This window comes from Dorea sp. AM58-8 (assembly GCF_003464045.1).
In the GTDB taxonomy this organism is placed as follows: domain Bacteria; phylum Bacillota; class Clostridia; order Lachnospirales; family Lachnospiraceae; genus Claveliimonas; species Claveliimonas ammoniilytica.
The window spans coordinates 37,457-59,907 of the sequence record NZ_QSDM01000007.1; the positions used below are offsets into that span (position 1 = coordinate 37,457).

General features: G+C 44.4%; 15 protein-coding genes and 4 pseudogenes. 18 read left to right on the forward strand and 1 reads right to left on the reverse strand.

What is annotated here, in order from left to right; translation table 11 throughout:
• Nucleotides 1–44 precede the first annotated feature (44 nt).
• Nucleotides 45–3,098 (reverse strand): VaFE repeat-containing surface-anchored protein, encoded by a 3,054-nt coding sequence (locus tag DXA18_RS07025; RefSeq protein WP_118383296.1) that lies wholly within the window; start codon nucleotides 3,096–3,098, stop codon nucleotides 45–47.
• A gap of 133 nt (nucleotides 3,099–3,231) precedes the next feature.
• On the opposite strand from DXA18_RS07025, the pseudogene DXA18_RS07030 reads away from it, so the two are divergent.
• From DXA18_RS07030 to sigG, 18 genes and pseudogenes are all read left to right on the forward strand, one after another.
• Nucleotides 3,232–3,459 (forward strand): annotated as a pseudogene (locus DXA18_RS07030) (manganese catalase family protein); the annotation flags it as partial.
• Between the two features lie 221 nt (nucleotides 3,460–3,680).
• Nucleotides 3,681–4,898 carry a putative peptidoglycan glycosyltransferase FtsW gene (locus DXA18_RS07035; RefSeq protein ID WP_330424449.1) on the forward strand — a complete coding sequence of 406 codons (1,218 nt, stop codon included), beginning with the start codon at nucleotides 3,681–3,683 and terminating at the stop codon, nucleotides 4,896–4,898.
• A 115-nt stretch (nucleotides 4,899–5,013) separates the two neighbouring features.
• Nucleotides 5,014–5,853 carry a DegV family protein gene (locus DXA18_RS07040; protein ID WP_118383297.1) on the forward strand — a complete coding sequence of 280 codons (840 nt, stop codon included), beginning with the start codon at nucleotides 5,014–5,016 and terminating at the stop codon, nucleotides 5,851–5,853.
• Nucleotides 5,854–5,953: 100 nt separating this feature from the next.
• Complete coding sequence (locus DXA18_RS07045; protein WP_118383298.1) at nucleotides 5,954–6,202, forward strand: hypothetical protein; 249 nt, start codon at nucleotides 5,954–5,956, stop codon at nucleotides 6,200–6,202.
• Nucleotides 6,203–6,492: 290 nt separating this feature from the next.
• A complete protein-coding gene (mraZ, locus tag DXA18_RS07050) occupies nucleotides 6,493–6,936 on the forward strand; it encodes a division/cell wall cluster transcriptional repressor MraZ (protein WP_118383299.1) in 444 nt (147 codons plus the stop codon).
• A gap of 11 nt (nucleotides 6,937–6,947) precedes the next feature.
• A pseudogene (gene rsmH / locus DXA18_RS07055) lies at nucleotides 6,948–7,882 on the forward strand (16S rRNA (cytosine(1402)-N(4))-methyltransferase RsmH).
• Between the two features lie 30 nt (nucleotides 7,883–7,912).
• Nucleotides 7,913–8,449: a hypothetical protein gene (locus DXA18_RS07060; protein WP_118383300.1), complete on the forward strand. Its 537-nt coding sequence runs from the start codon at nucleotides 7,913–7,915 to the stop codon at nucleotides 8,447–8,449.
• Nucleotides 8,450–8,458: 9 nt separating this feature from the next.
• Nucleotides 8,459–10,513, forward strand: coding sequence for a peptidoglycan D,D-transpeptidase FtsI family protein (locus DXA18_RS07065; RefSeq protein ID WP_118383301.1), 2,055 nt, complete (start codon nucleotides 8,459–8,461; stop codon nucleotides 10,511–10,513).
• Nucleotides 10,514–10,591: 78 nt separating this feature from the next.
• Nucleotides 10,592–12,309 (forward strand): annotated as a pseudogene (locus DXA18_RS07070) (peptidoglycan D,D-transpeptidase FtsI family protein).
• 57 nt (nucleotides 12,310–12,366) lie between these two features.
• Nucleotides 12,367–13,323 carry a phospho-N-acetylmuramoyl-pentapeptide-transferase gene (mraY, locus tag DXA18_RS07075; protein ID WP_118383302.1) on the forward strand — a complete coding sequence of 319 codons (957 nt, stop codon included), beginning with the start codon at nucleotides 12,367–12,369 and terminating at the stop codon, nucleotides 13,321–13,323.
• Nucleotides 13,324–13,340: 17 nt separating this feature from the next.
• Nucleotides 13,341–14,693: a UDP-N-acetylmuramoyl-L-alanine--D-glutamate ligase gene (gene murD, locus DXA18_RS07080; RefSeq protein WP_118383303.1), complete on the forward strand. Its 1,353-nt coding sequence runs from the start codon at nucleotides 13,341–13,343 to the stop codon at nucleotides 14,691–14,693.
• A 16-nt stretch (nucleotides 14,694–14,709) separates the two neighbouring features.
• The gene (locus DXA18_RS07085; RefSeq protein WP_118383304.1) at nucleotides 14,710–15,786 is read left to right on the forward strand and encodes an FtsW/RodA/SpoVE family cell cycle protein; all 1,077 of its coding nucleotides are present in this window, start codon (nucleotides 14,710–14,712) and stop codon (nucleotides 15,784–15,786) included.
• Nucleotides 15,787–15,823: 37 nt separating this feature from the next.
• A complete protein-coding gene (locus DXA18_RS07090; protein ID WP_118383305.1) occupies nucleotides 15,824–16,687 on the forward strand; it encodes a cell division protein FtsQ/DivIB in 864 nt (287 codons plus the stop codon).
• Between the two features lie 162 nt (nucleotides 16,688–16,849).
• A complete protein-coding gene (gene ftsZ / locus DXA18_RS07095; RefSeq protein WP_118383306.1) occupies nucleotides 16,850–18,085 on the forward strand; it encodes a cell division protein FtsZ in 1,236 nt (411 codons plus the stop codon).
• A 261-nt stretch (nucleotides 18,086–18,346) separates the two neighbouring features.
• Nucleotides 18,347–19,120, forward strand: a complete 774-nt coding sequence (locus DXA18_RS07100; protein WP_118383307.1) for a sigma-E processing peptidase SpoIIGA — start codon at nucleotides 18,347–18,349, stop codon at nucleotides 19,118–19,120.
• Between the two features lie 12 nt (nucleotides 19,121–19,132).
• Complete coding sequence (sigE, locus tag DXA18_RS07105) at nucleotides 19,133–19,864, forward strand: RNA polymerase sporulation sigma factor SigE (RefSeq protein ID WP_118383308.1); 732 nt, start codon at nucleotides 19,133–19,135, stop codon at nucleotides 19,862–19,864.
• Between the two features lie 63 nt (nucleotides 19,865–19,927).
• A pseudogene (locus DXA18_RS17350) lies at nucleotides 19,928–21,534 on the forward strand (MBL fold metallo-hydrolase RNA specificity domain-containing protein).
• A 120-nt stretch (nucleotides 21,535–21,654) separates the two neighbouring features.
• On the forward strand, nucleotides 21,655–22,431 hold the full coding sequence (gene sigG / locus DXA18_RS07115; RefSeq protein ID WP_118383309.1) for an RNA polymerase sporulation sigma factor SigG: 777 nt from the start codon (nucleotides 21,655–21,657) through the stop codon (nucleotides 22,429–22,431).
• Nucleotides 22,432–22,451: the final 20 nt, after the last annotated feature.

Genomic DNA, 22,451 nt, shown 5'->3' on the forward strand with positions numbered 1-22,451 from the left:
AGGGTGGCGACCTTGAACGCTCTACCAACCGCTACATTACCGCCTTATGATTTCTTTCTACGGCGTTTGAAGTAAAGCATACCGCCAAGCCCTACGCAGGAAAGACCGAGCATGGCAAGATAAGCATAGATATTGGTATTGTCGCCTGTTTTTGGACTGTCACTTGTCTTAGTAACCGTAGATGGTGTATCCGGCGTGTCGGTATCCTTTGGTGTATCTGGGACTTCCGGCACTTCCTTGATTGTCACAGTCTGTCCATCGTCTGTGATGTCCTTATGTTCCGTCACTTTCTTTGGTTCGTCTGGATTGCTCATATCGTATAATTCCTCAAATGTAACAAGGCTCTTGCCACCAAGAGAAGAACCATCAAAGGTAAAGGCAATCTCTACCGTCATTTTTTCACTGTCGGCTGTGAACTCATAATCATTGGATACTTTCTTTCCATCAATCAGAAGTTCTGCATTTTCCTCTTTTAACATCTGCCAGCCGGAAAGTTTGTATTTTGTTCCAATTTCCAGACCATCTAATGTGACTTTATCCACAATCGTTACATCTTTTTCGGCTTCGATTTCTTTCTTGCCGTTCTTGTCCGTAGCAGTAGTATGGATTGTGATGATACGTTCCGTGATAAGAACCGTCTGTCCATCATCGTTGATGTCTTTATGTTCGGCAACCTTGACAGGCTCTTTCGGATTGCTCATATCGTACAATTCCTCAAATGTAACAAGGTTCTGACCGCCAAGAGCTGAACCATCAAAACTGTAGGTAATCTCAACCGTCATTTTTTCGCTGTCAGCAGTGAATGTGTAATCACTGTCTACATGTTTCCCGTCAATCAGAAGTTCGGCGTTTTCTTCTTTTAACATCTGCCAGCCGGAAAGTTTATATTTTGTTCCAACTTCCAAGCCATCAAGTGTGACTTTGTCCACGATCTTGATGGCTTTTCCGGCAACAATCATTTTTTCGCCTGTTTTCTTGTCGGTAGCTGTGGTATGGATTGTGATTTCTTTTTCGTATTCATCGGTCAGTGTCCCTAAATCTACGGTCACTTTATTTCTGGATACGACTACCTCAAAAGCTGGAATCAGCTTAAATCCGGCGTTGGAATCACACTTTAATTCCTCAATCACATAGGTATCATAAAGTAATGCACCTTTGCTGTCGTCTGGTTCAGATGTACCAAACCATACACCGTCCTCACTGGATTTTCCGGCATTGGTATTGACCTTGTGGGAAGCCCAGCTTGAAGCAGTGGAGAACTGACCGTTTTTGTCAGTAACTACAATATGGGATTCTCCCGTTGTCTTGCTTGTGATTCTGAATGGAACACCTGCAAGGCGTTTGTGTGTACCTGCACCGATTTTTACACCCTCAATATCGCCACGCTTAATCTGGTTGTAGACAGAGTGAGATTTGTCAGTCAAGTCCACGATTTTTCTATCTTCCGTGATAGAAAAGTTGATTGCTTTTGCACCGTCTGTTAAGTAGCCCTCTGGTGCTTTACTTTCTTCTAATCTGTAATTTCCGTAAGGAAGCAAGTCAGCAGAAGTAGAAGCAATTCCATCAATGCCTGTCTGAATCTTCTTGACAGTTTCATTCTTGTTGTATAATTTTCCCTCTACCAGTACAGGACTGTCATTTAAGGAAAGGATATTAAATTCTGTGTACTGTAAGGTCGCACTTCCCTGTGCTTTGGTATCCTTTGTTTCAAGGTCACGTTTCTGGATTTTTACACCGCCACGGATAACCTTGTCAGATACGGAATACTGGTTGCTTCCAGAAAGTACGGCAAGTTCGCCATCTTCGGAAATCTGTGTAAGGTACGTCCCCTTAATCTGTTCAGAACTTCCGTCAGCCTGCATATATGCACCATCTAATAAGTAGCCGTTAGGAGCTTTTGTTTCTGTGACAGTGAGTGTACCAAGTGGCAGTACATTTTTACCGTCCTGTGTATAGAAGCTGTCGCCGGATACTTTGTAGCTGTCGGCAAGTCTGGATACATAATGGATAGTTCCGTCACTGTCTTTTTCGGCAACGGTTTTGGTTGTCCATGTACGGGTAGCCTTTGCAGGAAGATTGTCTGCATTGTAGTAACCGTCATAATAGCTCCATGTGAACTCTGCACCCTCTAAAGAAGCATTTCCCTGTGGAGTGGATTTTCCTGTTTCCATGTCAATTTTGAATAAATCAATCAAAGTCTCTGTGACCTTTGGAGTGTCAGCAACAGTTAATGTCGCTGTTTTTCCAACTTCCACATTTAAGGCATGGACAGTAGAATCCAGCTTGTAACCCTTTGGAGCAGAAAGTTCTTTGATGTAAACTGTTCCGGCTTTTACCTCAACTTCTTTGGTATCGCCGTTTCCATCGGCAGTAAGTGTGGCAAGCTGGCTGTTACAGCCCTTATCAGAATAGACGCCAAATGTCGCATCCTCAAAGGAATAGTTGGCATTGCCATCTGTGACCGTGGGATTGGAAGAAGTCTTTTTGACCTTTGCATTTCCCACATTTAACTTCGCCCAGAACTGTCCGATGTCCTGTCCTTCGCCAGTGTAGATGTAACCGCCACATTCATAGCGTCCTTTATTGGCTTTCACAAATACTTTCGCACCAGCGTACACTTCATTCTGTACCGCCTGTGGGATTTCATTATAGGAAGCTCTGACGTTATCGCATTGCCAGCCGAGCTGTTCACTCAATCTCTGCCAGACAACACACTGTTCCAACAGATAACCTTGTTTATAATTCAAGTTCGTATGAGAAGCGGTATATTGCTTGACGTACTCTAAAGAAAGAGCAACGTCCGCAATCTGATCGCTACTCATGCGGGTGCTTGCGTCAGAACGTGTTTTATATCCATTCTTGAAACTGGTATTGATGTCCACACAGTAGGCAGTTTCGCCCTCAACTTTCATGTGTCCCTCATTGAATGTAGATTTGATAGAACCATCATTCATAACGTGTTCAATGTAGCCGACACGTTCTGCTGATTCTGTCCAGTATTGATTGCCGGAAGCATGAACCGCCGTCACTGGTAATGCCGTGAGAATCGTTGCAAAAGCAAGCGTTCCTGTCAGCAATCGCTTTACTAGCTTATTCATATTTCTCTTTCTCCTTTCGATTTTGGGTATGAAAAAAGACGCTCATTTCTGAACGCCTAAATATTGAAAACACTGGAACTATGTAGGATAGCTTGTTTTATCTTCATATTATATTGTGTAATGTTGTTCTTACGAAGTCGCCCCAGAACAGAAAGCTCGCACGACCTATGACAATATCCTCCGTTTGGTAAAGGATCCGGAAGTTGCTGATCCGATCCGGTTCCTTCGGGAACGTGAAATTGTGCATTACCAGAGATTCGGTGAAAGTCTGCGGATCGTACAGGATCGTCTTGACAGCAAGAATTTCTACGCATTCAATCCGGAATTCGATAACAGACGCTCTGGAAAATGCTGTGACTAAACAATCCGTAGGCATCATAGTTGGGGGCTTTTGCCCCCAACATCTTTTATATTAAAATAGGGGGGGATCGGCATACTGATTTCCCCTAAAATATTGCTTGATAACAATTAAAACGTGAATGAAACGGTTGTATTTGGGGTTTGATATCGTTATAATATGGAGTTAGTATAGCGTGAGTCTGCGCTTGCAGGACACGTATGGATAGGAGAGTGTAGATATTTATGGGAGAAATCAGACATATGTCCGAAGCCAGGAGAAGAAAGAAACGGACGTCTGCCAGACCTGCACCTGCAAAAAAGAGAAGACCTGCGGTGAGGTATTTTGATTACAGTATGTTGGCAGTTTTGGTGTTTCTGGTGTGCTTTGGACTGATCATGCTGTACAGCAGCAGTTCATATAGTGCTCTGGTAAAATATAATGACAGTATGTATTTTTTGAAAAGGCAGGTACTTTTCTGTGGCATGGGATTTTTCGCAATGTATTGGATTTCGCAGATTGATTATCACATTTATGCGAAATATGCAGAAAAGCTTTACTGGTTTTCGATTGCCCTGTTATTTCTTGTGAGACTGACACCTCTTGGAAAAGAGGTAAATGGTGCGAAGCGTTGGATTCGTCTGCCGATGGACCAGCAGCTTCAGCCGGCAGAGATTGTGAAGCTGGCAGTGATTCTTTTAATCCCGATTATTTTGTGCCAGCTTGGAAACCGGGCGCATAAAAAAGACGGAATTGTAAAAGTGATCATCTGGGGCTTTGGAGCAGCCGCGGGTGTGTATTTTCTGACCAGTAATTTGAGTTCTGCGATAATCGTAGCAGGGATTACGGTGTGTCTTTTGTTTGTAGTCCATCCGAAGACAAAGCCGTTTATGGTGCTTGCGGGTGGTGGACTTACAGCAGCGATAATTGCTGTAGCAGTGTTGAACCGTATGATTCAGGATGCCGGTTCCAGTGGAAGCTTCCGTTTGCGTCGTGTGCTGGTATGGCTACAGCCGGAACAGTATGCGTCAGGCTCCGGTTATCAGACACTGCAGGGATTGTATGCGATCGGTTCTGGCGGATTTTTCGGGAAAGGACTTGGTAACAGCGCACAGAAGATGATCATTCCAGAGGTACAGAACGATATGATCCTTTCGGTTATCTGTGAAGAATTAGGAGTGTGTGGTGTGATTATTATATTGGTGCTTTTTGGACTGTTATTGTACCGGTTGATGTTTATTGCACAGAATGCACCGGATATGTACGGAGCATTGGTTGCCAGTGGCATTTTCGCCCATATTGCGATCCAGGTGATTTTGAATATAGCGGTTGTGACCAACACAATACCAAATACGGGTGTTACACTTCCGTTTATCAGCTACGGAGGTACGTCGATTTTGTTCCTGATGGCAGAAATGGGAATTGCGCTCAGTATATCGAGACAGATACGTGTGGAAGAATAGTGCAAAAACACTCTTTTCAATCCCTGTATAATGTGCTATTATATATTAAGTGGTTTTTGATACTACATATAATAGAAGCGAATGACGAACATCGACGCTTGCGGGAGGAAATGAAATGAGTTATAAGATTATCGTTGATAGTTGTGGAGAATTATCCCCGGAGATGAAGGCTTCCGGATATTTCGCAACAGCATCTTTGTCGATTGATGTGGACGATTATCATGTGATAGATGATGAGACATTTAATCAGAAAGAATTTTTGGAGAAAGTGGCGGCCAGTCCCAATTGCCCGAAGTCTTCCTGTCCGTCTCCGGATACTTATATGGAGAAGTACCACTGTGATGCAGATCATGTGTATGCAGTGACGTTGTCGGCAGAATTGAGTGGATCATACAATAGTGCAGTGTTGGGAGTGGAGTTATACAAGGAAGAGTATGGCGAGAAGAAGATCCATGTATTTAATTCCAAGTCAGCATCTATCGGAGAGACTTTGATCGCAATGAAGATCGCAGAGTGTGAAGATAAAGGAATGACATTTGGAGAGGTTATTGACACGGTAGAGACGTATATTGAGGATCAACATACGTACTTTTTATTGGAATCGCTTGAGGCGCTTCGTAAGAACGGTCGCCTGACCGGATTGAAAGCGATGGTAGCTACAGCACTCAGTATCAAGCCTGTTATGGGCGCTACGCCAGAGGGAACAATCTGTCAGTTGGGACAGGCACGAGGTATGAAGAAAGCCCTGGTGAAGATGGCAGATGAGATTGCTGCTCATGAGGAGCATGCAGAGGATAAGATCCTTGCGATCAGCCATTGTAACTGCTCGGCGAGAGCTGAAGAGTTGAAGAAGCTGCTGTTGGCCCGCCTGCAGCCGAAGGATGTGATTATTTTGGATACAGCCGGAATCAGCAGCCTGTATGCATCAGATGGCGGTGTGATAGCAGTTATTTAACATTGTTCTGTCGATAATTCTATGATATACTATAGGAAGCAGTTGTCAGATGAGAAGCGTGTGACAGCAGCCAGATCAGAAGTATAAGGAGTATATGGATATGAGTCAGGCAAAGGTTGATCAGTATAAAAAGGATAAAATGAATCGTAAGAAGAATATGCAGAAGGACAAAGCGAAGCGTGCATTTCGTCGTATCGCAGTCGGGGTTGTCAGCCTTGTGCTGGTAGGATGGCTCGGATATTCTGTATATAATGTGTACGATTCTAATAAGCCACAGCAGACAGCAGAGATTGATTACAGTGCGATCACGAATTATCAGCAGAGTCTGGTTACAACAGATGGTGAATAATAAGTGGCAGATAAGCCCAACAATTTCATAAAAGTGTAACAAAGTGGAGGATTCCCTGTGAATCAGATGAAATAATCTGATTTGCAGGGATTTTTTGTGTGGGTAAGCGAGTTGCAAATAGCGATTTTTCAAAAATGGGGGTTGAAATGACCTAAAATATGGGTTACAATGGTTTCAAGTGGTAGAAAGTGGTGAAAAGTGGTATAAAGTGGTTCGAAAGTGGAAGAGAATCCTTTGTACGTTTCAGGAAGGCTGCTGGGGAGCGGCCGAATGAAAGAGGGTGAGTTCCAATGACGTTGAAAGGAGAATACAGTCATAACATCGATCCAAAGGGTCGATTGATCATTCCAGCTAAGCTGCGTGACGGATTAGGGGAGCATTTCGTCATCACAAAAGGAATGGAAAACTGCCTGTACGTCTACCCGGAAGCTGAATGGAACGCCTTTGAAGAAAAACTTAACGCCTTACCAACCACCACGGATAAAAATGCCCGCAAGTTTGCATACTTTTTTCAGGGGTCTGCAACTGACGGCGAACTTGACAAACAAGGAAGAACACTGATCCCTGCGGTCTTAAGAGATTATGCGATGCTCGGCAAAGAGGTCGTATTTATCGGTATGGGGAAGCGTGCCGAGATATGGGACAAGGCCAGATGGGATGCGAAGAATGCTGAAGTGGAAGCTGATATTGAGGATATCGCATCTGAGATGGAAGCAAGCGGATTCAGTATCTAGGGGAGAAAGATATGGAATTCAAACATGTATCAGTATTATTGCAGGAAACGGTTGACGGATTGAACGTTAAACCGGATGGCATCTATGTGGATGGCACACTGGGCGGTGGAGGACACAGCTATGAAGTGTGCACCAGATTGGGTGCGAAGGGGAGTATTATAGGAATAGACCAGGATGAGGCGGCGATTGAAGCTGCGAGCATCCGATTAAAGGACTTCGGGGAGAAAGTCACAATAGTCCGAAGCAACTACTGTGATATGAAGTCCAGGCTTCATGAATTGGGAATTGACAAGGTCGATGGGATCATGCTGGATCTGGGCGTATCATCTTATCAGTTAGATACGGCAGATCGGGGATTCTCCTATCGCGAAGATGCACCTCTGGATATGCGGATGGATCAAAGGTCAGAGATGACAGCCAGAGACATCGTCAATGACTACAGTGAGATGGATCTCTATCGCGTGATCCGCGATTACGGGGAGGACAAGTTTGCAAAGAATATTGCCAGACATATCGTCCGGGAACGCGCGAAGAGACCTATCGAAACGACTGGAGAACTGACAGAGGTAATCCGCCATGCAATCCCAATGAAATTTCAAAAGAAACAGGTCATCCGGCCAAGCGGACGTTTCAGGCAATCCGTATTGAGCTGAACAGAGAATTGGATGTACTCAGGGATTCTCTGGATGACATGATCGATATGTTGAATCCGGGAGGAAGGTTATGTATCATTACCTTCCATTCTTTGGAAGACCGGATCGTGAAGAGTGCATTTAAGAAAAATGAAAATCCATGTACCTGTCCGAGTGATTTTCCGGTATGCGTATGTGGTAAAGTCTCAAAAGGACGAGTAATTACCAGAAAGCCAATTCTTCCAAGCGAGGAAGAGATGGAGGTTAACAGCAGATCCAAGAGCGCCAAGCTCAGGATCTTTGAACGGAGTTAAATGATTAATTAGTAGAAAGGGGAGAGGGGTATGGCAGCAAGAACATCTGCAAGAAGACGAGTTCAGAATCAGCGGGTATCTGGTTCAGCAGGAATGTATGTATATGGCAATGCTGTTCCGAAGCCAGCCTACGAACCGCAGCGCAGAACTGCAGAGCCGGCGAGACATCAGCATGTAAGTCATCAGGTGAAGCAGAATCGCAAGAAAGCCATGGGGATCAACAAAGCTTACGTGGTGTTTCTTTCGGTTGCAGCAATTTTAATGCTGGTAGTCTGTGTGCAGTATGTACAGTTACGTGCAGAGCTTACAAACCGCTCCAAGAATATTACAGCACTTCAGGAGGAACTTGCGAATCTGAATGAAGCGAATACGACAAAGTACAATGCAGTGATGGATTCCGTGAATCTGGAAGAGGTTCGTGAGAAAGCCATGAATGATCTGGGAATGGTATATGCCAATGAGAACCAAGTGGTAGAATACGATAATCCCGATGGAGATTATATCAAGCAGTATGAGCAGATTCCGGATGAAGGAGTTGTTGCCAGTTCTGCAAAAACGAATGAATAAGGTGGAAATATGATCAGAAAAGTAAAATCCTATTTGATAAAGAAATTTCCCAAATTTATGCAAAAGAAGCTGGTATTGCTCTATGGAGTTATTATACTGGCTTTTGTTGTTCTTGTGGGAAGGGTAACTTATATCAATGCCAGATCCGGCGATGAATACACCAGAGTGGTGCTGGAGCAGCAGCAGTATGATAGTCAGACGATCCCTTATAAGAGAGGAGATATCACAGACCGTAATGGGACAAAGCTTGCAACGAGTGAACGAGTGTATAATGTGATCCTGGATGTGAAAGCATTAAAGAGTGATGACGCCTATGAGTCGCCGACGATTGCTGCTCTGGTGGATTGTTTCGATCTGAAAGAAAGTGATATTCAGAAAGTGATCGAGGATAATCCGGACAGCAGATATCAGATTCTGAAAAAAGGGGTGGAATATGCAACTGCCCAGAAGTTTGAGAAGCTGACAGCGGATACGGAGAATAACTCTAATATTAAGGGCGTATGGCTGGAAGAAGATTATGTGAGAAAATATCCATATAATACACTGGCAAGTGATGTGATTGGTTTTACTTCTGATGGTAATGTGGGAAATAATGGTATCGAGGGATATTATAACTCTACGTTAAATGGAAGTGACGGACGCAGATACGGATATCTGGATTCAGATTCGACGGTAGAGAGAACGGTGAAAGAGCCGACCAATGGAGATACCGTAGTGTCTACGATTGATCTTCAGGTACAGAGTATCGTAGAAAAACATATTCTTGCATTCAATGAAGAACATAAGAATTATGCCTATGATGGCGAAGGTAGTAAAAACACGGCGGTAATCGTAATGAATCCACAGAATGGAGAGATCATTGCAGAAGCGAGTTATCCGAATTATGATCTGAATAATCCAAGAGATCTTTCCGGTTATTATACGGAAGAGCAATTAAAGGCAATGTCAGATGATGATAAACTGGAAGCATTGAATTCTCTGTGGAAAAATTTCTGTATCAGCGATACGTATGAGCCTGGATCAACTATTAAACCGTTTACGGTAGCAACAGCATTGGAGACCGGAGCATTGAAAGGAGATGAGACCTTCTATTGCGGCGGTATGCTGCATGTGGGAGATCACGATATTCACTGTATCAATCGGGAAGGACATGGCACACAGACCATCAAAGAGGCTGTGCAGAATTCCTGTAACGTGGCATTGATGCAGATCGGAGCATTGATTGGTAAAGACAACCTTAGCAAGTATCAGCATGTATTTGGATTTGGTGAGTTGACAGGTATTGATCTTCCGGGAGATGCCTCTACAGAAGGTCTGTTGTATACGCCGGAAAATATGGATGATGCCAGCCTGGCAACCAACTCATTTGGACAGAACTTTAACGTAACTATGACACAGTTGGTATCTGGTTTCTGTTCTCTGATCAATGGCGGCGATTATTATGAGCCACATGTGATAAAACAGATCCAGAACGAGAATGGCAATGTGATCGAGACGAAGAATCCGGTGCTTGTAAAACGGACTGTTTCCCAGGAAACCAGTACCATGGTCAAGGACTACATGCGTGGTGTAGTTGAAAATGGTAGTGGTAAGAAGGCTAATCTGGAAGGCTACGAAGTAGGAGGTAAAACAGGTACAGCCGAGAAGCTTCCTCGTGATAATGGTAAGTATTTGGTATCTTTTATCGGTTATGCACCACAGGAGAATCCGGAAGTGGTTGTGTATGTGGTTATCGATGAGGTCAATGATTATGACCAGGCACAGAGTTCTTATGCGGTACAGATGGCAGCTGATATCATGAAAGAGATTTTCCCATATCTCGGAATTACAACGGTGGAAGGATATGAGCCGACAACTGATGATGCATCAACAGCTGACAGTACATCAACAGACACTGCTGTGGAAAGTACAACTACAGACAGTACTTCTACAGGAACTGCATACACAAATGGTACATCGGGAAGTTCAGACAGTCCGTATGAAGGATACGAACTTGCATCAGATGGATACTACTATGGTAATGATGGGTATTACGATAAATATGGTAATTTCTATACCTATTAAACACAAAAAAGAATAAATAAGCATAACCCCACAAGACGAACCGTAAACTGTATGGAATCGTATTGTGGGGTTTCTTGATTGAAGAACAGAACATATAACAGAAAAAAGATATGTGTCGTATTCCTTGCGGCTCTTGGAATTGTAATCTTTCTGATAGGGAGAATGGTGTATCTGATGATCTTTGAAGCGGAGTATTATCAGAAAAAGGCAGAGGCACTGCATGAACGGGAGCGTGATATCAAAGCGGCAAGAGGGGAGATCATTGATTGCAATGGAACGGTACTTGCTACGAATAAAACAGTTTGTACGATTTCGGTCATTCACAGTCAGATTAAAGATCCGGAGCGGGTGATCCGTTCTCTCTCAGAACTTCTCGATATGGATGAAGAAGCAGTTCGGAAAAGGGTAGAGAAGGTGTCATCTATTGAAAGGATTCAGACAAATGTGGAGAAAGAAATAGGAGATAAGATCCGGGATCTGGAACTTGCAGGAGTAAAAGTGGATGAAGATTTTAAACGGTATTATCCGTATCATGAACTGGCGTCTACAGTGCTTGGATTTACCGGAGGAGATAATCAGGGAATCATTGGTCTGGAAGTGAAGTACGAGGACTGGCTGGCGGGAACGGATGGCAAGATCCTGACCGTGACGGATGCCAGGGGTGTGGAGCTAGATAAGATCGCAGAGGACCGATTAGAACCGGTGCCGGGGAAAACATTGCAGCTCAGTATGGACTACAATATTCAGATGTATGCGCAGCAGATGGCTGAGAAGGTCATGGAAGAAAAACAGGCAGATGGCGTATCGATCATCCTGATGAATCCTTCGAATGGGGAACTGTATGCAATGGTAAATGTGCCGGAATTTGATCTGGATGATCCGTTTACTTTACCGCAAGGGACAGTGGGACTTACGGAAGAAGAAAAACAGGATGCGCTCAATCAGATGTGGAGGAATCGCAGTATCAATGACACATATGAACCCGGATCTGTATTCAAGGTGGTGACGGCGGCTGCCTGTCTGGAGGAAGGCGTGGTCACTACGCAGGATCAGTTTCATTGTCCGGGATATTATGTGGTGGAAGACCGTAGAATCCGTTGTCATAAAATGGGCGGACATGGATCAGAGACTTTTGTGCAGGGGATCCAGAATTCCTGCAACCCGGTATTTATTAATATTGGTCTGCGGCTTGGCGTGGATCGGTTCTGTGATTATTATGATCAGTTTGGTCTGCTTGGAAATACAGGCGTGGATCTGCCGGGCGAAGCATCTACATTATGCATCAGCGGAAGAATATCGGGCAGGTGGAGCTTGCAACCATGTCTTTTGGACAGTCCTTTCAGGTGACACCTATCCAGATGGCGACAACATTCAGTTCTATTATTAATGGAGGCAACCGTGTGACACCACATTTCGGGAAACGGGTATTGGATCAGGACGGAACGGTGGCGGAGACATTTTCGGATAAAAAAGGGAAACGGATTTTATCAGAAGAAACATCAGCAACAATGCGTGCACTTCTGGAAAGTGTTGTGTCAGAAGGTGGTGGTAAGAATGCTGCTGTAGAAGGTTATCGTATTGGAGGAAAGACAGCGACTTCCCAGACACTGCCACGTAGTGCGAATAAATACATTTCCTCTTTTGTGGGATTTGCGCCGGCAGATGATCCGCAGATTCTCGGGATGTGTATTATCTATAATCCACAGGGAGTGTATTACGGAGGGACTATAGCGGCTCCTGTAATCGGAAAAATCTTCGAAAATATCCTTCCCTATCTTGGCATTGAAAAAGAATAAGAAATGAAGTATACTGTTTTAAGTTAGAAAAAAGCAAAAGAGACGATGAGGTGTGTTATGGATTATAAAATATTTATTCCGGTATTGGTGTCATTCGCGTTAAGTGCAATTATGGGACCAGTGATCATTCCTGTACTGAGGAACCTGAAGATGGGGCAGACAGAGAGAGAGGAAGGAGTAAAAGAGCATTTGAAAAAAGCTGGAACGCCAACTATGGGAGGCGTGATCATCCTGCTCAGTATACTGATTACTTCGTTGTTTTACATCAGAAGTAATCCGCAGATCATTCCGGTACTTTTTGTGACGATCGGTTTTGGCCTGATCGGATTCCTGGATGATTATCTGAAGGTAGTCATGAAGCGTTCGGACGGATTGTTTCCAAAACAGAAGATGGCGTTACAGATTGTAGTAACAGCAATCTTTGCGTATTATCTGGTGAAAGTGGCAGGCATTTCTTTGAAAATGCTGGTTCCGTTTTCAGGTGGCAGGTATCTGGATCTTGGCTGGCTTGCAATTCCGGTACTGTTCTTTGCAGTGATCGGTACAGTTAATGGTGTGAACTTTACGGATGGACTTGACGGATTGGCTTCCAGTGTTACTGTACTTGTGGCTACGTTCTTCACTGTAGTTGCGATTGGTACCAAGAGCGGGATTGAGCCTGTGACCGGAGCAGTTGTAGGTGCGCTGCTTGGATTCCTTCTGTTCAATGTATATCCGGCAAGCGTGTTTATGGGAGATACAGGCTCCCTGGCATTAGGAGGATTTGTGGCTTCCGCGGCGTATATGCTTCAGATGCCGTTATTCATTATTATTGTAGGTCTGATCTATCTGGTAGAGGTACTGTCAGTTATCATTCAGGTCACCTACTTTAAGAAAACCGGTGGAAAGAGAATTTTCAAGATGGCACCGATCCATCATCACTTTGAACTTTGTGGCTGGTCAGAGACCAGAGTTGTGGCTGTATTTTCTATTATTACAGCACTGCTTTGCATGGTTGCGCTGATGGCTATGTAACAGATTAGGAGGATATCATGGATATAGCAGGAAAAAATGTGCTGGTGTTCGGTTCTGGTATCAGTGGAATCGGAGCAGCAGGACTTCTGGAAGAACGAGGAGCGTCTGTGACGCTTTATGATGGCAATGACAAGCTGGATGCGGAGGAGATCCGCGGCAAGATGAAGGATGGCGCGAAGGCAGATATCGTGTTGGGAGAGTTTCCGGAAGAGCTTCTTGGTAAACTTGATCTGGTGATCATCAGTCCCGGTGTGCCGACGGACCTTCCGATCGTGAATCGCATGCGGGAAGCAGATATTCCGGTAGTAGGCGAGATTGAGCTTGCATATGAGCTTGGCAAAGGAGAAGTACTTGCGATTACCGGTACCAATGGTAAGACTACGACGACAGCACTTCTTGGCGAGATCATGAAGGCTGTATATGACAGTGCGTTTGTAGTTGGTAATATCGGAATCCCTTACACCAATGTAGTAGATGAGACCAGAAATGATTCTGTGATCGTAGCGGAGATGAGCAGCTTTCAGTTGGAGAGTATCGTGGACTTCAGACCGAGAGTATCTGCTATCCTGAATATTACACCGGATCATCTGAACCGTCATCATACGATGGAAGCATACATACAGGCTAAGAAAAATGTGGCGATCAATCAGACAGCAGAAGATACCTGTGTATTGAATTATGAGGACGAAGTACTTCGTGAATTTGGTGAAACATTGCAGACGAAGGTTCTATATTTCAGCAGCAAGCGTAAACTGGATAAAGGAATCTATCTGGAAGATGGTAACATCATTTACCGGAATCCGGATGAATGTCTGGTGTGCAATGTAAAGGAGCTTAAACTTCTTGGTGTACACAATTATGAGAATGTAATGGCAGCAGTTGCTATGGCAGCAGCTTACGGTGTGCCGATGGACAGTATCCGTAAGACGATTAAAGAATTTGCAGGAGTAGAACACCGTATTGAATTTGTGGCAGAGAAGAATGGTGTGGCATATTACAATGATTCCAAGGGGACGAATCCGGATGCTGCGATCCGTGGAATTCAGGCAATGAACCGTCCAACGTATCTGATCGGTGGTGGTTACGATAAACAGTCCGAGTATAAAGAATGGATTGAGAGTTTTGATGGCAAAGTAAAGAAACTGCTTCTGATCGGACAGACCAGAGAAAAGATTGCCAAAGAGGCAGAAGAGTGTGGATTTACGGATATTATGCTGTTAGATACATTTGAAGATGCGGTGCTTACAGCTGCAAAGCTTGCTGAGCCAGGAGAGGCAGTGCTTTTGTCTCCGGCATGTGCAAGCTGGGGGATGTTTAAGAACTACGAAGAACGCGGAGATAAATTCAAAGAAATTGTAAATTCTCTGTAAGGAGGCTTGGCGCTTCGTGCCGGACTTGAAAAAGAAAAGCTATGATCACACATTGTTGGTGACACTGTTTCTGATTATGATCATCGGACTGGTGATCTTGTACAGTACCAGTGCCTACAATGGGGAAGTGAAGTTTCATGATTCTTTTTACTATCTGAAGAAGCAGCTGTTTGCGACAGGACTTGGCGTTGTGGCGATGTTTGTGATGGCCGGGACGGACTATCATTTCTGGAAGAAATTCGCGATTCCGGCGTATCTGGGTGCAATCCTTCTGTCGATTGCAGTCGTATTGTTCGGTGATGAATATAACGGTTCCAAAAGATGGTTGTCTTTGGGACCGTTTTCATTTCAACCGTCCGAATATGCCAAGGTGGCAGTTATTCTGTTCCTGGCATATCTTGTGACGAGAAATGTGGAGAAGATGAGCAGTATCTGGACGATGCTTCGGATTATGCTGTGTGTACTGCCGGTAGTTGGTCTGGTGGGGGCCAGTAATCTGAGTACGGCTATTATTATATTGGGGATTGCTGCAGTGCTGATCTTTGTGGCAAGTCCCAGATATGCACAGTTTATCTGGATGGGGGTGCTGGGATGTGGCTTTATGGCTGTGTTTCTGGCACTGGAGAGCTATCGCCTGGAGCGAATCGCAATCTGGCGTAATCCGGAACAGTATGAGAAAGGGTATCAGACGCTGCAGGGACTGTATGCGATCGGCTCCGGTGGATTATTTGGCAGAGGACTGGGTGAGAGTATTCAGAAGCTTGGTTTTGTGCCGGAAGCGCAGAATGATATGATATTTTCCATTATATGTGAAGAATTGGGGCTGGTGGGAGCAGGCTTTGTACTGATATTGTTCCTGATTCTGATATGGCGGTTCTTTGTGATCGCGACACATGCAGAAGATCTGTTTGGTGCGCTGATCGGAACAGGAGCCATGGCACATATGATGATACAGGTGATTTTGAATATATCGGTAGTGACCAATACGATTCCTAATACGGGGATCACACTTCCTTTTATCAGTTATGGAGGAACATCAGTAGTGTTTCTGCTGCTTGAGATGGGGCTGGTGCTCAGTGTGTCGGCCGGATAATGGATAAAGAGATGGAAACTACGCAGGAGGAGTATAAATGGCAAAGAAACGGAGAAGAAGGAGAAAAAAGAATCACAGAGTGTATGCATTAGTAACGCTGGTTCTGGCAATTGCGATCATAGTGATCGGATTTGGACTTTTGTTCTATGTACAGAAGATTGAAGTAAGCGGCAATGATTATACAGAAAACGAGGTGATCACAGAATCGATGCAGAAGGATACGCTGTCATTCAATTCGGTTTATCTGCTGGTAAAATATCGCTTTCTGAAGCATGATACACCGAAGAGCCTGGATTCTATGAAGGTAAGTCTGAAGAGTCCATGGACAGTAAAAGTAACGGTAAAGGAAAAAACGATTATCGGATATTTAGATGAAGGCAGTGAGTATGCGTACTTTGACAAAGACGGAAAGATTGTGCATAAAAGTACGGAACTTAGGGATGGCGTGCCTGGGATTGAAGGCATAGATGCCGGCAGCACAAAGCTGTATCAGAAAATGAAAGTAAAGAGTCATAAGCTCCTGCAGGCAATCCTTAATGTGGCTGTGGAAGTGAAGAATTATAATTTGACACCGGATCGGATTGTGTATGAGGATGATGGGATTAATCTGTACTTTGGTGCTATCTGTGTACAGCTTGGTACAGATATTACGACAGAGAAGATGGCGCAGATCTCACCGATCATCGCAAAACTCGAGGGTAAGAGCGGTGTACTTCATCTGGAGTATTATGAGAATGATTCCAATGTGATCACGTTCTCTGAGGAAGAGGCAGATGGGTCATCAGAAGATGATACGACATCAGAAGACGATGCAACATTAGAAGACGATACAACATCAGAAGATTCACCGGATGACAGTTATGGCACATCAGACTTTCAGGGAACTTATTATGGAGAATAGTTGTGAATATTATGAAAAATCGGTAAATTCCTATTGATATTTTGCCAAAAAGCTTATATTATAATACTATATATGGCAGAGTCTGTGTGCATCTGATGTATCAGACATGGTCGATATGGGATGTATATTTATATAATAAGGATGACGAAGGAGGAGAAACTCTTGCTGGAAATTAAGACAAACGAATCAGAAGCAGCGGCAAAGATAATTGTTGTAGGTGTCGGCGGCGGCGGTAACAACGCTGTGAACCGTATGATCGACGAGCAGATTGCCGGTGTTGAATTTATAGCTGTTAATACAGATAAGCAGGCACTTCAGTTGTGCAAGGCTCCGACACTGATGCAGGTTGGAGATAAGATTACAAAAGGACTTGGCGCTGGTGCCAGACCGGAGATCGGTGAGAAAGCTGCTGAGGAAAGTGCAGAAGAGATTTCGGCAGCACTGAAAGGCGCGGACATGGTATTTGTTACCTGTGGTATGGGTGGCGGTACCGGTACAGGAGCCACACCGGTAATCGCACGTATTGCCAAGGAGCAGGGTGCACTTACTGTTGGTGTTGTAACCAAGCCTTTCCGTTTTGAGTCTAAGACTCGTATGAACAATGCCCTTGCTGGTATTGAGAAGTTAAAAGAAAGTGTAGATACGCTGATTGTCATTCCAAATGACAAGCTGCTTGATATTGTAGACAGACGGACAACCATGCCGGAAGCTTTGAAGAAGGCTGACGAGGTATTGCAGCAGGGTATTCAGGGTATCACAGACCTGATCAATGTACCATCACTGATCAACCTCGACTTCGCTGATGTACAGACTGTTATGACAGATAAGGGCATTGCTCATATCGGTATCGGTCAGGGACGCGGCGATGATAAGGCTCTGGAAGCTGTTAAGCAGGCTGTTGCCAGTCCGCTTCTTGAGACTACGATCGCGGGTGCATCTCATGTTATCATCAATATTTCCGGTGATATCACTCTTATGGATGCAGCAGATGCAGCTGAATATGTTCAGGAACTTGCAGGTGAAGAGGCTAATATTATCTTTGGTGCTATGTACGATGATTCAAGAGCTGATGAAGCTACAATCACAGTTATTGCTACAGGCTTACATAACGTAGGCGGCACAACCTCTAAATTAAAATCCAGACTGGAAGGCGTACAGCGTCAGGGTATGGTTCCACCGGCATCTTCTTATGAGAGACAGTCATATACTGAGAGACCGACTTACGCATCACATGCAGCTAAGCAGGATATGGGAGCTGCACCGACTTCTAACGGTGGTACAACAGCAGTTCCAAGAAGAACAGTAGGCGGTACATCACCGACACTGGATACACCGAAGATCCCGACTGCTAAGGTGAAAGAGCAGTCCATTAAGATTCCGGATTTCTTCAAAAAATAATTAATATTGACACGATTCGAAGAACCGTTGTAACGGCAGATGTTTTATTCTGCAATTACAGCGGTTCTTTTACGTAATAGTCATTATTGCAACAAAAAAAGGAAAGAATCTTGGCAGTAAAAATGTTATGCATCTGTTCTATTTTTGACAAAATATTTATCTTTCGTTCTTTATAATAGGTCTTGTTTGATTACCAAATCGATTTAGTATTCAGAAGAAAAAACAGAAAGAAACGAATTATTATTCAAGAGAGGATATCGTGTGTATTATGAGCTGTATATAGACGTATTATTTCTGGAGAATTTCCTGATGGACTACATATTGCTCCTGATCACAAAGCATGTACTGTGTTCTCGCGAGCCTGTCTGGCGGATCTGTCTGGCAGCACTTGCCGGGGCGCTTGCAACCTGTGTAGTGGTCGCTGTCAGGATACCTTATACGTTTATAAAATATGGACTTTTTTATTTGATTATTCCTGGAATTATGCTGATAGTGGGATTGAGGATCCGCAAAGGACCGGAGCTTGCAAGGGGAATGATTACTCTGTATATCGGTGGATTCCTGACAGGAGGGATATTTTCCTTTCTCGGACAGTATGCACAGGTTGGAAGTCTGTTCTTTGCACTTGCGGTAGCGAGCTATTATCTGGCTTCCGGGGCGCTGAAAATGTTATCACTGTTATTTCATTTTGGAGAGATCCACTGTGAAGTACGGCTGGTGTATGGGGAAAGAACGTGTTCGGCAGCGGCTGTGATTGATACAGGAAATCATCTGCGGGATCCGGTGAGTGGGAAGGCAGTCAGTATTATCACAAGGCATATGGCAGAGAAGCTGATGTCTTTGGAAGAATTGAAAAGTCTGCGCAAGATTGAATATCACACCATCGGAAAAGGCAGAGGAATGCTGCCGGTGGTTACCATCGACAGCCTGTGGATCGAAGGAGAAGGGCAGAGCTATGAGAAACCCATGATCGCAGTAAGTGATGACGCCTCTTTTGGAACGAGATATGACATGATATTAAATCCAGATATATAGCAGGAGGGTGTAATGATGAGTATGGCAGCAGGACTTGGATGGAAGATATTTCCACAGGTGAGAACATTTTTATTTCCGGAAACGAAAGAAGTTTTTTATATTGGTGGTGCCGATATCCTTCCGACACCGTTAAATGCAAGAGAGGAAGCGGAAGCTATCTCCGGGATTGGCACCGAGCGAGAGGAAGAAGTGAAAAAGAAGCTGATTGAGCATAACCTCAGGCTAGTCGTATACATAGCTAAGAAGTTCGATAATACAGGAGTTGGTGTGGAGGATCTGATTTCCATTGGTACGATTGGACTGATCAAAGCGATCAATACCTATGATCCGGAGAAGAAGATCAAGCTTGCAACCTATGCATCCAGATGTATTGAAAATGAGATTTTGATGTATCTCAGGAGAAATAATAAGACCAGGCTGGAAGTGTCCATTGATGAGCCGTTAAATGTGGACTGGGATGGAAATGAATTGCTGTTGTCAGATATACTGGGGACGGAAGAGGATACAATCACCCGGGATCTGGAGCATGAAGCAGAGTGCAGAGTACTTCTGAAAGCGCTTGGAAGACTGAGCAGAAGGGAGCAGATGATCGTCCGGATGCGCTTCGGGATCGGTACCGGAGACGGGGAGGAAAAGACTCAGAAAGAGGTGGCGGATATACTTGGGATCTCCCAGTCTTATATCTCAAGACTGGAGAAGAAAATCATGCAGAGATTGCGCAGAGAAATGGTAAAATATGTGTGAATGTAGTATAATAAACCTAACAATAGAACCGTGACAGATACATAAGAAAAAGGGGATGACGGTATGAAACTTACGTTTATAGGAGCAGCCCATGAAGTGACTGGAAGCTGTCATTTGCTTCAGGCATGTGGCAGGAATATTCTGATTGACTGTGGTATGGAACAGGGACCGGATCTGTATGAGAATCAGGAGCTTCCGGTTAATGCGGGTGACATCGATTACGTATTATTGACCCATGCGCACATCGATCATTCCGGTAAGCTTCCTCTGCTGGCAAAAGAAGGATTCCGGGGTGAGATCATTACGACATTTGCTACAGCAGATCTGTGTGATATTATGCTGCGTGACAGTGCGCACATCCAGGAATTTGAGGCAGAATGGCGCAACCGAAAGGCAAGACGAAGCGGTGCAGAGATCTATGAACCAATGTATACCATGGCGGATGCAGATGCAGCGATCCGTCTGCTGGCTCCGTGTGATTATAATCAGAGGATCACACTGTGTGAAGGCATTGAGGTAAGATTTACTGATGTGGGACATTTGCTCGGATCAGCCTGTATTGAGATCTGGATCAATGAGGATGGCGTGTCTAAAAAGATTGTATTTTCCGGAGATGTAGGCAATCTGAACCAGCCGATCATCAAAGATCCTCAGTGTGTAAAAGAGACAGATTATGTGGTGATCGAATCTACATACGGGGACCGGACACACGGAGATAAGATTCCGGATTATGTAGGCGAATTTACCCGTATTTTGAAAGAGACATTTGACAGGGGCGGTAATGTAGTGATCCCATCCTTTGCCGTAGGAAGGACGCAGGAGATCCTGTATTTTATCCGGGAGATTAAGGAAGAGAACCGGATTCCGGAGTATCCGGATTTTGAAGTTTATGTGGATAGTCCACTGGCGATTGAAGCTACCAGAGTGTTCAATAAGAATGTAAAGTCCTGCTTTGACGAGGATGCTATGAAGCTGATCGAACAGGGTATTAACCCACTGGTATTTCCAGGATTAAAGACGTCTATCACGAGTGATGACTCTAAGGAGATTAATTTTGATGAGAAGCCGAGGTTATCATCTCAGCTTCCGGCATGTGTGATGCAGGACGTATCAGACATCATCTGAAGCACAATCTCTGGCGTAAAGAATGTACCATTTGCTTTGTAGGATATCAGGCAGTGGGAACTCTTGGACGAAAGCTTGTAGAAGGTGCAGAGTGCGTTAAGATCTTTGGCGAGAGTATTATGGTCAATGCGAAGATTGAATGCCTGCAGGGGATCAGTGGTCACGCAGATATGAACGGACTTCTGGCATGGCTGCATGGTTTTGAGAAGAAGCCAGAGAGGATCATGGTCGTACATGGTGAGGATCATGTGACAGACAGCTTTGCAGAGCTTGCATCCAAAGAGATCGGATGCCCGGCATTTGCACCGTATTCCGGTGGTTGTGTGGATCTGGCGACGAATACGGTGATTACGGCAGGTACACCGGTACCGAAGAAGGCTGCTGAGAAGCCGGCAAGAGCACGTGCCAATGCTGCATTTGAACGTGTGGTTGCAGCTGCTAAGAGACTGCTGCAGGTGGTTCTTAAGAATGAAGGACTGGCGAACAAAGATCTGGCCAAATTCGAGACACAGATTCAGAATCTGGCAGACAAATGGGATCGTTAATGTCAAGGACTAAAAATTTTTTTATTTTCCTCAAGGGAGAATAACACCTGACCATATGGAGAGAATTTCTACTAGATAGAGCTGTGGATACAGCCAATATACATCTGGTGGAGGTTCGTGATGGCACAGGGAAAAGTGGAAATATGTGGAGTGAATACAGCAAAGCTTCCTATCCTGAGTAATCAGGAGAAGGAAGCTTTGTTTGCGCGTATCAAGGCAGGGGATGAAGAGGCGAAAGAACAGTATATTAAGGGAAATCTGAGATTGGTGTTAAGTGTTATCAAACGGTTCGGTAATAGCAATGAAAACCCGGATGATCTGTTTCAGATTGGATGTATCGGTCTGATCAAGGCAATCAATAATTTTAATACGGAGCTGGATGTGAAATTCAGCACTTATGCTGTACCGATGATAATAGGGGAAATCCGAAGATACATGCGGGACAACAACAGCATACGGGTGAGCAGATCGTTACGGGATACGGCATATAAGGCAATCTATGCCAGGGAAACCTATGTGAAGCGTAATCAGAAGGAGCCTACGGTGGAAGAAATCGCGCAGGAGATAGGTATCTCAGGTGAAGATATTGTCTATGCGCTGGACGCCATACAGGTGCCTATGAGTTTGCAGGAGCCGGTCTATAATGACGGTGGGGATCCACTGTACGTGATGGATCAGATTAGTGACCGCAAGAACAAAGAAGAAAAATGGGTGGAGAATCTGTCGCTGGAAGCGGCATTGGACCGCCTTGGAGAGCGGGAACGGTATATCATAGAGCTTCGATTTTTTGAAGGAAAGACACAGATGGAAGTGGCAGATATGATCTGCATTTCCCAGGCACAGGTGAGCCGTCTGGAGAAATGTGCCCTCAAAAGTATGCGCCAGTATCTGAGTTAATTAGCGGTTGCTTTTTCATT